Source organism: Sinobaca sp. H24 (assembly GCF_023845525.1).
In genome coordinates this window covers 53,100-67,873 of the sequence record NZ_JALBWT010000010.1, presented here as the reverse complement: position 1 = coordinate 67,873, position 14,774 = coordinate 53,100, and the positions used below count along the sequence as shown (strand labels likewise).

Annotated in this window: 7 protein-coding genes and 6 pseudogenes; all 13 read left to right on the top strand. The window is 46.4% G+C overall.

Annotated features, from left to right (window positions below; translation table 11 throughout):
* Positions 1 to 9: 9 nt before the first annotated feature.
* Positions 10 to 810 (top strand): phosphatidate cytidylyltransferase, encoded by an 801-nt coding sequence (locus tag MMY81_RS14455; RefSeq protein ID WP_252313460.1) that lies wholly within the window; start codon positions 10 to 12, stop codon positions 808 to 810.
* Between the two features lie 43 nt (positions 811 to 853).
* Positions 854 to 1,687, top strand: a complete 834-nt coding sequence (gene dxr, locus MMY81_RS14450; RefSeq protein ID WP_252313459.1) for a 1-deoxy-D-xylulose-5-phosphate reductoisomerase — start codon at positions 854 to 856, stop codon at positions 1,685 to 1,687.
* Positions 1,660 to 1,994 (top strand): annotated as a pseudogene (locus tag MMY81_RS14445) (hypothetical protein). Before dxr ends, MMY81_RS14445 begins: the two are co-directional and overlap by 28 nt.
* A gap of 13 nt (positions 1,995 to 2,007) precedes the next feature.
* A pseudogene (gene rseP, locus MMY81_RS14435) lies at positions 2,008 to 3,273 on the top strand (RIP metalloprotease RseP).
* Between the two features lie 162 nt (positions 3,274 to 3,435).
* Positions 3,436 to 5,138: pseudogene (locus tag MMY81_RS14430) on the top strand (proline--tRNA ligase).
* A gap of 155 nt (positions 5,139 to 5,293) precedes the next feature.
* A pseudogene (locus MMY81_RS14425) lies at positions 5,294 to 9,570 on the top strand (PolC-type DNA polymerase III).
* A 225-nt stretch (positions 9,571 to 9,795) separates the two neighbouring features.
* A complete protein-coding gene (rimP, locus tag MMY81_RS14420; RefSeq protein WP_252313457.1) occupies positions 9,796 to 10,227 on the top strand; it encodes a ribosome maturation factor RimP in 432 nt (143 codons plus the stop codon).
* A gap of 81 nt (positions 10,228 to 10,308) precedes the next feature.
* Positions 10,309 to 11,391, top strand: a pseudogene (nusA, locus tag MMY81_RS14415) (transcription termination factor NusA).
* A gap of 26 nt (positions 11,392 to 11,417) precedes the next feature.
* The gene (rnpM, locus tag MMY81_RS14410; protein WP_120192222.1) at positions 11,418 to 11,690 is read left to right on the top strand and encodes an RNase P modulator RnpM; all 273 of its coding nucleotides are present in this window, start codon (positions 11,418 to 11,420) and stop codon (positions 11,688 to 11,690) included.
* A complete protein-coding gene (locus MMY81_RS14405) occupies positions 11,687 to 11,989 on the top strand; it encodes a YlxQ family RNA-binding protein (protein ID WP_120192221.1) in 303 nt (100 codons plus the stop codon). Before rnpM ends, MMY81_RS14405 begins: the two co-directional genes overlap by 4 nt.
* Positions 11,990 to 12,007: 18 nt before the next feature.
* Positions 12,008 to 14,107: pseudogene (gene infB, locus MMY81_RS14400) on the top strand (translation initiation factor IF-2).
* Complete coding sequence (locus tag MMY81_RS14395) at positions 14,104 to 14,382, top strand: DUF503 domain-containing protein (protein ID WP_120192219.1); 279 nt, start codon at positions 14,104 to 14,106, stop codon at positions 14,380 to 14,382. Before infB ends, MMY81_RS14395 begins: the two are co-directional and overlap by 4 nt.
* 18 nt (positions 14,383 to 14,400) lie before the next feature.
* Positions 14,401 to 14,754, top strand: a complete 354-nt coding sequence (rbfA, locus tag MMY81_RS14390) for a 30S ribosome-binding factor RbfA (protein WP_252313456.1) — start codon at positions 14,401 to 14,403, stop codon at positions 14,752 to 14,754.
* The last annotated feature ends 20 nt before the right edge of the window (positions 14,755 to 14,774 follow it).

Sequence of the window (14,774 nt, the reverse complement as noted above, 5' to 3'; positions counted from 1 at the left end):
GGAGACACAATGAGACAACGAATAGTAACAGCAGTAATTGGAGGCATCGTATTACTTGGCGCTGTTATTGCAGGCGGAATGTTTTTTACAGCGTTTGTAGCTATTATTGCTTCAGCTGCTATGTATGAACTGATTCGAATGAAACATATTAAAGCCAGGTCGTTTATGGGACTGATAAGCATGTTGTTTATGTGGACGCTCCTCATTCCTGCTGAATGGCTGAACGTCGTATTTCTGGATCATGTGTCCAAGTCCGAGCTTTTCTTCGTCATGATTTTGTTTTTGCTTGCATGGACCGTAGTAACCAAAAACTCATTTACATTTGATGAAGCCGGTTTTGTTATTTTATCAGCGGTCTACGTTGGTTACGGATTTTATCATCTGATTATTACCCGCAACCTCGATGATATTGGACTGCTCATTGTATTTTTTACTTTATTTATTATTTGGGCGACCGATTCCGGTGCCTATTTTATCGGCCGGAAGTGGGGAAAGCATAAGCTCTGGCCCGATATCAGTCCGAAAAAAACAATTGAAGGATTCATAGGAGGAATAGGTGCCGCGCTTATTGTAGGGTGGGTATTTCACATGTTCTTTCCTATCTATTCGTCGGCATGGGTCGTCACTGCATTTATTTTAACGGCGTCTATATTTGGACAGCTCGGAGATCTGGTAGAATCAGCGTTAAAACGCCATTATGCCGTAAAAGATTCCGGGACGCTGCTGCCGGGCCACGGCGGTGTGCTCGACCGCTTTGACAGCTTGATTTTTGTCATGCCTCTGCTGCACTTTTTCTATTTTTTATCGTAGAACGTACATACTACAGACAGGCTGATTAATAAAGGAGACTACTATGAAAAAAATCTCACTGCTTGGATCCACCGGCTCTATTGGCACACAAACGCTGGACGTCATTAAAAGCCACCCGGAAGAATTTTCGCTCGCGGCTATGACAGCCGGTAAAAACATTACGCTTGCGGCAGAACAGATAGCGCTGTTTAAGCCATCGCTGGTCAGCGTAGAACGAAAAGAAGATGCAGAGCGGCTTCAAAAAGAATTTCCGAATATCCGGGTTCTTTTTGGAAGAGACGGGCTGATTGAAGCTGCGTCGTATAAGGAAGCTGATTTTCTAATGAACGCAGTGATGGGAAGTGTCGGACTGGAACCGACGCTTGCAGCTATTGAAGCGGGTAAGGACATCGGTATCGCCAATAAAGAAACGCTTGTGACGGCCGGTCACATCGTTACGCAGGCAGCTAAAAAGCATGAGGCGCTGCTGCTGCCCGTGGACAGCGAGCATTCGGCTATTTATCAGTGCCTGCTCGGCAATAGAAGAGAAGACGTAGACCGGTTAATTATTACAGCTTCCGGTGGAAGCTTCCGTGATCTAAATCGGGATCAGCTGCAGAATGTAACGAAAGAGGATGCCCTGAACCATCCAAACTGGTCAATGGGCGCAAAAATAACGATCGATTCGGCAACGATGATGAACAAAGGCTTTGAAGTTATCGAAGCCCACTGGCTCTTTGATATGGCGTATGATGACATTGAAGTCGTTATCCACCGTGAGAGTATTGTGCATTCCCTCGTGGAATATAAAGACAAAAGCGTGATAGCCCATCTTGGATCCCCTGATATGAGGGTTCCTATCAGTTTGCCCTGTCCCAGCCTAAAAGGCTTGAATTAAAAGATACAAACAGGTTAAACTTATGGGAAGCAGGAGCGCTACATTTTTCAAAGCCGGATTTTGACCGTACCGCTGTCTGCAGTATGCGTATGATGCAGGAAAACCGGGGTACGATGACAACTGTTTTAAATGCGGCAAATGAAATAGCGTGGCGGAATTTCTCGCAGGCCGTATTTCCTTTGTGGCGATTGAAGAGTATATAGAAAAAGCAATGCATCGGCATTCGTCCCAGCGTGCTCCTGATTTACAGACCATTCTTGAAGTGGATAAAGAAACAAGGAAATATGTGGCTTCTTTAATAGGGTAAAGGTGGGAAAAAATTGGATACATTAATTGCAATAATTATTATTTTTGGGGTGCTGGTGGCAGTCCATGAATGGGGGCATCTTTACTTTGCCAAAAAAGCCGGTATATTATGCCGGGAATTTGCAATTGGCTTCGGCCCGAAAATATTTTCAACAAAGCGCAATGAACGCTCTATACTGTCAGGCTGCTTCCGCTTGGAGGCTATGTTCGCATGGCCGGTGAAGAGCCGGAGCAGGTGCAGATTAAGCCCGGCTATGAAGTAGGTCTTGTCTGGAATGAAGCCGGCAAGGTAAAAGAAATCATCGTAAACAATAAATCAAAGCATCCTGAAGCAAAAGTAGTGTCTGTCGAACGTATAGATCTTGATAAACAGCTGTTTATTGAAGCATATACCGATGACGAAGAAGAGCTGCAGCGCTTTGATGTAGATGATGCCTGCAATATGATTGTCGATGAAAAGCCGGAGCAGATTGCGCCGTACCACAGGCAGTTCGGCTCCAAGAAACCGGGTCCCAAGTTTTTGACCATATTTGCGGGTCCGGCCATGAACTTTATTCTCGCCTTTATACTGTTTATGACGTTTGCGCTGATTAACGGCGTACCGACAGACGAAGCTTCCATGGGAGAGCTGGTGGACGGAAGTCCCGCCCAGGAGGCTGGCTTGATGCAGGGCGATGAAGTAAACGCCGTGGACGGCCAGCAGGTAAATACGTGGCAGGAAATGACGTCAGTCATTCAGCAGAACCCGGGTCAGGCTGTTCCGTTTGATATTGTACGTGATGGACAGGAACAGACTATTACCGTAGAGCCGGACAGCGTGTACGATGAAATGGCGGAGCAGGAAATCGGCCAGATCGGCGTAAATGCGCCTGCTCCGGAGCATTCCTTCTTTGGAGCGATTGAATACGGTGCGACCAGCGTCGTCGAAGTAGCCACTTTGATTTTTCAGGTACTGAGCACGATTTTAACCGGTCAGTTTTCACTCGATGATCTGGCGGGGCCTGTCGGTATTTATAATGCTACAGGCGAAGTTGCCTCTCTAGGCATTCTGGTGCTTGTGCAGTGGGCTGCAATGCTGAGTGTGAATCTTGGTATTGTGAACCTGCTGCCGCTTCCGGCATTGGATGGCGGAAGGCTTATCTTTATTACGCTTGAAGCGATCCGCCGCAAGCCGATTGATCCGCAGAAAGAGGGAATGGTCCATTTACTCGGATTTGCCCTGCTGATTCTGCTGATGCTGGCAAGTAACATGGAATGATATCAACCGTTTCTTTTTATAATAATGCTGCAAGGCTTCAGTGCCCGAGCTTTCTCTAAGGAATAACGACTCAAAAGGTGAAGCCTTTTGTCGGGAGCGGGTACTGCGCCTTTGTTTTATCTAAATACGATACCGGCAGGAATATTTCTGTCTGTTTAACTTGAAGAAGAGGGTTCCTACTACTATGAGACAACAATCATTTTTCAGTCCCACGATGCGTGATGTGCCGCAGGGCGCAGACATAACGAGCCACCAGCTGATGCTCAAGCCGGACTTATCCGTCAGACGGCTTCCGGAATTTACAGGCTATCTTCCGCTCGGCTATAAAGTACTTAGAAAAATTGAAAATATCGTTAGAGAAGAAATGAACAATGCCGGAGCTCAGGAAATTCTTATGCCGGCCGTGCAGCCTGCTGAAATATGGGAGGAATCCGGCCGTATTCACGATTACGGCCCGGAGCTGATGCGCTTGAAAGACAGGCACAACCGCGATTTCGTACTCGGTGCCACGCATGAAGAAGTGATTACCTCACTCGTGCGCGATGAGTTGAATTCCTACAAAAAAACTGCCGGTCAACCTGTACCAGATTCAAAACAAATATAGGGATGAAAGAAGAGACCGCGTTTTGGGGTGCTTCGTTCCCGTGAGTTTGTCATGAAAGATGCCTATTCTTTTGACAGCAGTGAAGAAGGACTTGAAGAAAGCTACTGGAACATGTTCCGTGCCTATCAGTCTGTATTTAAAAGATGCGGCCTCGATTTCCGTGCAGTGGAAGCGGATGCCGGAGCGATCGGCGGCAAAGGCGGCACCCATGAATTTATGGCCCTTTCCGATGTAGGTGAAGACACGATTGCCTATTCAGACGCTTCGATTTTGCGGCCAATATTGAAGTGGCAAAGATTGCAGACGGTTATGAAAAGCCGGCCAGGCCGGAAACGTCCATGGCGCCGGTGGATACCCCGTCGATGAAAACGATTGACGATTTGATGAAGGGTCTTTCGATAGAAAGTACTTCCATTATTAAATCTGTGCTATTTATAGCAGATGAAGAACCCGTGCTTGTTTTAGTCAGGGGAGATCATGAAGTAAATGAGATTAAAGTTGCCAATCTGCTGGACTCTTCAGAAGTCAGGCTGGCAGAAGATGCTGAGGTCGAGCAGGTAATGGGATGCCGGACAGGTTTTATCGGGCCGGTCCGTGCACCGGAAAACGTGAAAATACTGGCTGATTATGCTGTGCGAGGCATAGCGGAAGCGGTAACAGGAGCTAACGAATTAGATAAGCATTTTATGAACGTTCATCCGGACCGCGATATTAACGTCAGCTCCTATGAAGATCTGCGCTTTATTAAAGAAGGAGATCCGGCTCCGGACGGCAAAGGAACGATCCGCTTCGCCAAAGGGATTGAAGTCGGCCAGGTATTTAAGCTGGGCACCAAGTATTCTAAAGCGTTAAAAGCTGATTTTCTGGACGAGCAGGGGAAAGCACAACCGTTAATCATGGGGTGTTACGGTATCGGCGTGAGCCGTACCATTGCGGCAATTGTCGAACAGCATCATGATGAATCCGGCATCATCTGGCCGAAGAATGTCGCTCCTTTCGATATCCACCTGCTGACGATGAACGTAAAGCAGGAAGACCAGGCTGCCCTTGGCGAATCCTTGTACAAGAAGCTCCGCGAAGCCGGTTTTGATGTGTTATACGATGACCGGAAAGAACGCGCCGGAGTGAAATTTAAAGACGCTGATTTATACGGTATTCCGGTTAGAGTAGCCTGCGGCAAAAAAGCGGCGGAAGATGTTGTGGAAGTGAAACTAAGAGAAGGCGGAGAAGCGGTGGAAGTTGCGGTATCCGGCCTTATGGACTATTTAAAACAGCACGCATAATCGAAGAATCAAGCTATTATCCCATGGCCCTTTATTAGAAATGACACTTTCTAATCGAAGAAAACCATGGGATAATTTTATGAAGAAAGTAACGAAAGGGGTGCTCTGCAGTGAGTTCAGACAACCGTATCAGAGAAGAAAGATTTCAGCTGCTGATGGAGCAGCTGGATGTCCCCGCTGACATAAAAGAGAGATACCTGCAGGAGGGGCGGATAGAAAAACTGGAAATCAGTAAGCAGGAGAAAAAGTGGCACTTTTATTTCTACCTTCCGGTTCCGCTTCCCTATGAAATATTCGAGCTGATTGAAAATAAGATGAACACAGCGTTTACGCACGTTGCGTCTACCGCTTTTTCAATACAATATCAAGAAGAACAGCCGTTTGACCGTCTGACATCTTACTGGCCGGCCGTAATTAAGCGGATTGACGCATGGCGCCTCATTGAGGCAGCGTCTTAACGGAGGTCTGCCTGCTATCGAAAATAACGTGATCACTCTTTCCTGCAAAAATGAGGCAGAAGCTTCGATGATGGAGAGAAAGCTCGCGGATTCCCTTCAGGAGATTATGCCGGGGCTTGGATTCGGCAAGTGCATCGTTAAAGCGGATGTCAAGAACTCCCAGGAAGAGCGGGAGGCGTTTGAAGAAAAGAAGAAAGAAGAAGACCACTCCAAAGTAGTCGAAGCTATGATGGAGCGTAAAAAGCAGGAAGACCGGTCCAAAAAAGCCGGCGATTCCGGTTCGCTTCGTATCGGTTATCCTATTAAAGAGGAACCGGTTCCGATTGAAACGATCCAGGACGAACGCCGGATTGCTATACAGGGGTATTTTTGAGGCGGAAACAAGAGAGCTGCGAAGCGGACGTACGCTTCTAACATTTAAAATTACGGATTATACCGATTCCATCAGCGTGAAAATGTTCTCCAGGGATAAAGAAGATCTGCCGATGTACCTGGCCCTGAAAAAGGGCATGTGGGTGAAAGTGAGGGGCGGCGTACAGAACGATACATTTGTGCGTGACCTGGTGATGATCGGAAATGATGTCACACAGATTCAGCCTGCGGTTAGAACGGATAAAGCAGATCCTGAGGAAACAAGAGTAGAGCTTCATGCTCATACAAATATGAGTCAGATGGATGCGACGACGACGGCTTCCGAATACGTAGCAAAAGCAGCAGAATGGGGACACCAGGCAGTTGCCATCACCGACCATGGTGTAGCCCAGTCTTTCCCGGATGCGTACAGCGCATCGAAGAAGCACGGCGTGAAAATCCTGTACGGGCTGGAGGCCAACCTTGTAGATGACGGGTGCCGATTGCGTATAACGAAGCGGACAGGGATCTGGCGACCGGCACTTATATTGTGTTTGACGTAGAAACGACGGGACTGAGCGTTGTGTACGACACCATTATTGAGCTGGCAGCTGTGAAAATAAGAGATGGAGAAATCGTAGACCGGTTTGAACGATTTTCCAACCCGCATCAGAAGCTGTCGGATACGATTATTGATCTGACTGGTATTACCGATGATATGCTCGAAGGGGCACCGGAACTTAACGACGTGCTTACTGATTTTGAAACTTTTATGGAGGATGGTATTCTCGTTGCCCATAATGCCAGCTTTGATATGGGATTTCTAAATGAAGGCTACCGGAAAATGGATCAGGATAAAGTAAAAAATCCTGTGATTGACACATTGGAGCTGGGACGTTTTTATACCCGCATTTAAAAAACCACCGCCTGAATTCTTTATGTAAAGCGTTTGATATTGAACTCGTCAGTCACCACCGGGCTATTTATGATGCGGAAGCAACAGGATACCTGCTCTGGAAAATGCTTAAAGACGCAATGAACAAAGAAATTGCCAATCATAATCAGCTGAATCAGAACATGGGTCAGGGCGATTTCTACAGACTCCGCCCTTCCCACTGCACGCTGATTGCCCAGACTCAGGAAGGCCTGAAAAATCTTTATACGCTTATTTCCAAATCCCATCTGGAGTATTTCTTCCGGACCCCCCGTATTCCAAGGTCGGTTCTGCAGAAGCACCGGGCCGGACTTATAGTCGGCTCCGGATGTGACAAGGGAGAAGTGTTTGAAACGATGATGCAGAAGTCGGCGGAAGAAGCCAAGGCAGCCGCGGAATTCTATGATTATCTGGAAATCCAGCCGCCCGGCAACTACGCCCATCTGGTTGAAAAAGAGCTGCTCAAAGACCAGGATGCTGTTTATGACATTACTAAAAAAATAGCCGCTCTGGGTGAAGAGCTCGGCATGCCTGTTATCGCTACGGGTAATGCCCATTATATTGAACCGGAAGACAGCGTCTATCGTAAAATACTGGTAGCTTCACAGGGCGGAGCGAACCCTTTGAACCGTCAGACGCTGCCCGCCGTACATTTTCGGACAACAGATGAAATGCTGGAGGAGTTTTCGTTTCTTGGAGATGATCTTGCAAAGAAAGTTGTAGTGACCGAATCGAGGGCGCTGGCCGATTCAGTCGAGGAGATTCATCCCATCCCCGACCAGCTTTATACGCCTACCATTGAAGGCTCGGATAAAGAAATCAGGGATATGTGCTATACGAAAGCGGAGGAGCTTTACGGCTCCCCGCTTCCCGAGATCGTTGAAAGCAGGCTGGAAAAAGAGCTTGCCAGCATCATCGGCCATGGATTTGATGTTATTTATCTTATTTCACAGAAGCTTGTAAAAAAATCACTGGACGATGGCTATCTGGTCGGCTCCAGAGGGTCGGTCGGATCTTCATTTGTAGCCACGATGACTGAAATAACGGAAGTAAATCCGCTACCGCCCCACTATGTGTGTCCGTCCTGTAAGCATTCCTACTTCTTTAACGACGGTTCCGTAATGTCGGGCTATGACCTGCCTGACAAAGCGTGTGAAAAGTGCGGAAGCAAATATATTAAAGAAGGTCAGGATATCCCGTTTGAAACGTTCCTTGGATTTAAAGGGATAAAGTGCCTGATATCGATTTAAACTTTTCCGGTGACTATCAGCCGAGAGCGCATCATTATACAAAAGAGTTATTTGGCGAAAAAAACGTCTACCGGGCCGGAACGATAGGTACCGTGGCTGATAAAACAGCCTACGGGTACGTCAAGGGATATCAAAGTGATCATGATATGCATCTGCGCGGTGCGGAAATTGACCGGCTTGTGTCAGGCTGTACAGGTGTAAAGCGGACAACCGGCCAGCACCCGGGGGGTATAATCGTTGTACCCGAGGAGTATGATATCCACGATTTCAGCCCGGTTCAGTTTCCGGCCGATGATAAAAGTTCGGAATGGCGGACGACCCATTTTGACTTTCATTCCATTCATGATAACCTGCTGAAGCTCGATATTCTCGGACACGATGACCCGACTGTCATTCGTATGCTGCAGGATTTAAGCGGTATTGATCCAAAGACTATTCCCGTAGATGATAAAGAAGTAATGAAAATATTCAGCTCACCCGAAGTACTCGGCGTAACGCCGGAGCAGATTATGTGTAAAACGGGCACCTATGGCATTCCTGAATTTGGTACGCGGTTCGTCCGGCAGATGCTTGAGGAAACGAACCCGACCACATTTTCAGAGCTGCTGCAGATTTCCGGACTTTCCCACGGCGCAGACGTATGGCTTGGAAATGCCCAGGAGCTGATCCAGAGCGGCACATGCCAGCTCAAAGATGTAATAGGCTGTCGTGACGATATTATGGTTTACCTTATCTATAAAGGGGTGGACGACGCCCTGGCATTTAAAATTATGGAATTCGTCCGTAAAGGAAAGGGTCTTCAGGAAGAATGGGTTGAAGAAATGAAGAAGCACGGCGTACCGGACTGGTATGTGGAATCCTGCTTAAAAATCAAGTATATGTTTCCAAAAGCCCACGCTTCTGCGTATGTGTTAATGGCAGTGCGGATTGCCTATTTTAAAGTGCATCATCCAATGTTTTTCTACGCCGCTTATTTCACGGTCCGGGCCGATGACTTTGATTTAAATACGATGATCAAAGGCGGTACTTCCATTAAGAGCCGGATTCAGGAAATACAGGCAAAAGGCTTTGATGCCACACCGAAAGAAAAAAACATTGTGACCGTACTCGAACTTGCTCTTGAAATGGTAGAACGGGGCTATTCCTTCCAGAAAGCAGACCTGTACCGCTCCAAGGCATCAGAATTCATCGTAGAAGGAGATTCGCTTATACCACCTTTTAACGCGCTTGACGGAGTCGGCACAAATGCGGCGCTCAGTATTGTAAAAGCAAGAGAAGGCGGCGAATTTCTATCCAAAGAAGATCTGCAGCAGCGCAGTAAAGCGACAAAAACGGTTATTGAAAACCTTGATCTGCACGGCTGCCTGCAGGGTCTGCCGGATTCCAATCAGCTGTCTTTATTTAAAAACAGACACGATGAAGCAGAAGCTGGATGGTAAAACGAACAACAGGAGCCTGTAAGGCGCATGAAAACAAGCCCTGGTTGCACTTTCAGTCGATTTATGGTAATCTATTAAGCGAAAGCAATGGATATGAAGCGTCGGGAGAAGAGTGGGTAAATACCCACTCTTTCGTTTGTAAAAAAGGGTATTTTGCACTTATTTCATACATGAACAGGCGTAGCGTAAAGAAAACAGCTTATCATATAATCAAGGAGGATGGTTATGAGCGAGCGGGTCAAAGATACCGCCAGACGACTTGTTCAGCCCATCTTGGAAGATTTAGGGCTAGAACTAGTTGAAGTGGAATATAAAAAAGAAGGAAAAAATTGGTTTCTGCGTGTATATATAGATAGTCCAAAAGGAATAGCTATTGAAGACTGTGGAACCGTAAGTGAGAGACTAAGCGAAAAACTTGATGAACAGGATCCGGTAAATGAAAATTATTACCTCGAAGTATCCTCACCAGGTGCAGAGCGGCCGCTCAAATCGGAGGAAGACATTAAGCGCGCTGTAGGCAAATATATTAACATTACGACCTATAAGCCTTTAAACGGCGATAAAGTCTTCGAAGGAACGCTGCTCTCTTTTCAAGATGGCATATTGGAAATCAGCCAAAAGAAAAGCAGAAAAAGTCAGAATGGAAATTCCTTATAAAAAGTAGCAAAAGCCAGACTGGCCATCGAATTTTAAGAGGTACCGATAACAAGGGGGAGGATAATCCGTGAATACAGATTTATGGATGCACTAAATTCACTGGAAAAAGATAAAGGCATTGAAAAAGAAATTATTCTGGAAGCGATTGAAGCTGCTTTAATATCAGCGTATAAGCGCAATTTTAACCAGGCTCAGAATGTACGGGTGGATGTAAGCCGTGATAATGGAAGCATCCGCGTGTTCGCACGTAAAGAAATAGTCGAAGAGGTATTTGATCCGAGGCTTGAAATTTCGCTTGCAGAGGCACGGGAAATGTACTCCGAATATGAGCTTGATGATGTAGTGGAACTGGAAGTTACGCCGAAAAACTTCGGACGTATCGCGGCCCAGACGGCAAAGCAGGTCGTTACCCAGCGCGTACGCGAGGCAGAAAGAGGCATTATTTCTGACTTCATAGACCGTGAAGAAGATATCATGACAGGGATCGTTCAGCGCCAGGATCACCGGTTTATTTACGTCGATCTTGGAAAAGTAGAGGCGCTTCTTCCGCAGGGAGAGCAGATGCCCAATGAAAACTATAAGCACAATGACCGGATTAAAGCGTATATTACGAAAGTGGAAAAAACGACAAAAGGTCCGCAGATCGTTATTTCCAGAACCCACCCGGTCTGCTGAAAAGACTATTTGAATTAGAAGTGCCGGAAATATATGATGGAACTGTGGAGATTATTTCTGTTGCAAGAGAAGCGGGAGACCGTTCAAAAATATCCGTTCACGCAGAAGACCCGGAAGTGATCCGGTAGGATCCTGTGTAGGCCAGCGCGGTCAGCGCGTTCAGGCAATCGTCGATGAATTAAAAGGCGAAAAAATTGATATTGTACAGTGGTCTACAGACCCGTTTGAATACGTAGCAAATGCGCTGAGTCCTTCTAAAGTTCTCGATGTGCAGGTGGATGATGACAATAAAAGCACGCTCGTTATCGTGCCGGATTACAATTATCCCTGGCTATCGGAAAAAGAGGCCAGAATGCACGTCTGGCTGCAAAGCTTACCGGCTGGAAAATAGATATAAAAAGCCAGACGGAAGCCGAAGAGCTCGGTCTTTATGTTCCAAAAGAAGAAACAGAAGAAGAAATCTGGGACGACAGCTTCGAGGAGTCATAACAGCGAGTTAAAAGGAGCGAAAAGAGTTGAAACGCAAACCTCCTATTAGAAAATGCATTGTAAGCGGAGAATCAGGTACTAAAAAAGAGCTTGTCCGTATCGTGCGTGATACCGAGGGGTATGTAAGCGTAGACTTCAGCGGCAAAAAAAACGGCCGCGGCGCTTATTTGACAAATGAGGAATCCGTTTTTCTGGAAGCAAAGAAACGGGATGCGCTTTCCCGTCACCTGAAAGTATCCCTCAGCCCGGACGACTATGACCGCTTGCTGCAGGAAAGAAACAAAGGAAAAAAACCATGAATGATAAATTTTATTCGCTGCTCGGACTGGCATCCAGAGCCGGTAAAGTAAAAACCGGTGACACAGCAGTCCTGAAAGATATCCGCAGCCAGACGCTCCGGCTCGTTATTGTAGCCGGAGATGCGTCGGAAAATACGCAGAAGAAATTTAACGACAAATCCAGCTATTATCGCGTACCGTACAGAATTGCCGGAACCCGTCAGACGCTGGGACAAGCGCTTGGAAAAGGGGAAAGGGTGACCGTAGGGATTACCGATGAAGGATTCGCGAAAAAGCTAATCTCATTGCTGGATAATTAGAAGGTGGAGGTTAGGCTTATGAGCAAAATGAGGGTGTACGAATATGCCAAACAGGTGGACAAGTCCAGTAAGGATATTGTCCAGGCTCTAAAAAGCAAAGGCGTGGAAGTTTCCAACCATATGTCGGTTATTAGCGATGAGGATATAAAAAAATCCAGACACCGGCAAAGCCGGCGGCAGAAGCTCCAAAAGCTTCTACTAATAAAAAAACAGAAAATGAGGGAAAGAAAAATACAAATATGAATAATACTAAAAATAACTCGAAACCAAACAACCGCGGCAGTCAATCCAATCCAAGAGGCAGAGGAAAAAGAAGAGGAAGCTCACGTCAGCAGAGCAAGTCACCTCACCAGATTCTGGCCCTGCCTAAAAAGATTACTTTTATCGAATCTTTAACCGTAGGAGAACTGGCTGAAAAGCTGCACAGAGATTCTTCCGAAGTCATTAAAAAGCTGATGAAACTCGGCGTAATGGCAACAAAAAACGAATCACTTGATAAAGAAACCATTGAACTGATCACGGCTGATTACGGCGTGGAAGTTGAAGAAGAAGAAGTAATCGACAAGCTCGATATTGATATCTACACAGACGAAAACGACAGCGAAGAAAACCGTACGGAACGTCCGCCGGTAGTTACTATCATGGGGCACGTTGACCACGGTAAAACGACGCTTCTTGATTCAATCCGTCATACAAAAGTAACGGCAGGCGAAGCAGGCGGCATTACGCAGCACATTGGTGCCTACCAGATTGAAGAAAACAATAAAAAAATTACGTTCCTTGATACTCCCGGACACGCTGCATTTACTACAATGAGAGCCCGCGGTGCCCAGGTAACAGATATTACGATCCTTGTAGTAGCCGCAGACGACGGTGTTATGCCGCAGACAAAAGAGGCAATTGCCCATGCGAAAGCCGCGGAAGTACCGATTATTGTAGCGGTAAACAAAATGGACAAAGAGGGCGCCAACCCGGACCGCGTAATGCAGGAACTGACAGAATTTGAATTGGTTCCAGAAGCATGGGGCGGCGAAACGATTTTTGTTAACGTATCTGCTATTAAGGGAGAAGGCATTGATGAGCTCGTTGAAATGATCCTTCTTGTATCCGAAGTAGAAGAATACAAAGCAAACCCGGATAAACGTGCGACGGGTACGGTTATTGAAGCAGAGCTTGATAAAGGAAAAGGACCAGTTGCGACCCTTCTTGTTCAGGACGGCACCATGCATGTCGGCGATCCGATCGTAGTTGGAAACACATTCGGTCGAATCCGCGCCATGGTCAATGATCTCGGCCGCCGCGTGAAGTCAGCAGCGCCATCCACTCCGGTTGAAATTACTGGTTTGAGTGACGTACCGCAGGCAGGCGATCAGTTTGTTGTATTCGAAGACGAGAAAAAAGCCCGCAGCGTTGGGGAGCAGAGAGCCGCCAGAGCGAAAGACGAAGAGCGTAACTTAACAAACCGCGTCAGCATTGATGATCTGTTCAGCCAGATTCAGGACGGCAACATGAAAGAGATCAATGTTATTGTAAAAGCAGACGTACAGGGTTCTGTAGAAGCAGTAAAAGGCTCACTGGAAAAATTGATGTAGAAGGCGTTAAGATTAATATCATTCATGCAGGAGCAGGTGCTATTGCAGAATCAGACGTTATTCTGGCTTCCGCTTCCAATGCCATTATTATTGGATTCAACGTAAGACCTGACGTGAACGCTAAGCGTACGGCTGATGTAGAAAAAGTAGATATCCGCCAGCACCGTGTTATATACGATGCAATTGAAGAGATTGAAGCAGCGATGAAAGGTATGCTTGACCCGATATTTGAAGAAAAAGTTATCGGTCAGGTGGAAATCCGCCAGCTGTTTAAAGTATCGAAAATTGGTACCATTGCAGGAAGCTACGTAACGGAAGGTAAAATCACCAGAGACTCTACGTCCGCCTTATCCGTGATGGCATCGTTATTTATGAAGGTGCAATTAACGCGCTGAAACGCTTTAAAGATGACGTGAAAGAAGTAAGCGCCGGCTATGAGTGCGGTGTAACGCTTACCAAGTTTAATGATCTGCGAGAAGGCGACGTAATTGAAGCGTACGTTATGGAAGAAATCAAACGCACATGATCGGAGCCGTTCATTTTGAATGCCTGATACACAGCGCTTATTCCTTAAAGGATAAGCGCTCTGTGCTTTTACGGCTGAAAAATAAAATCCGGAAGCACTGTAATGTATCTATTGCGGAAATGGACTATCACGACACATGGAACCTCACAGCCCTCTCTGCCGTCACCGTAGCCAATTCAAAGAAAGCAGCTGAAAAAGAGCTGGCACACGTTTTAGAATGGGCAGACAGGGAAATGGAAATAGAACGAACAATCACAACGTATGAGTGGCTGTAAGAAGGAGGCAGAAGAACAATGAGTAATATCCGTGCCAACCGGGTTGGAGAACAGATGAAAAAAGAACTGGCTTCCATGTTTACCCGGGATCTAAAAGACCCAAGAATAGAATTTATTACGGTAACCGGTGTAGACGTGACCGGAGACCTGCAGCAGGCCAAAGTATTTATTACCGTACTTGGCGATGATGAAAAGAAAAATGATGCACTTCAGGCTTTAACGAAAGCAAAAGGATATATCCGCAGCGAAATCGGCAAACGGATCCAGCTTCGTAAAACGCCGGAAATTATGTTTGAATTTGATGAGTCGATCGACTATGGTAATAGAATTGAATCCCTTCTTAAAGAAATCCATCATGAAGATGATAAATAGAAGGTAAACAAAGCAGGAGC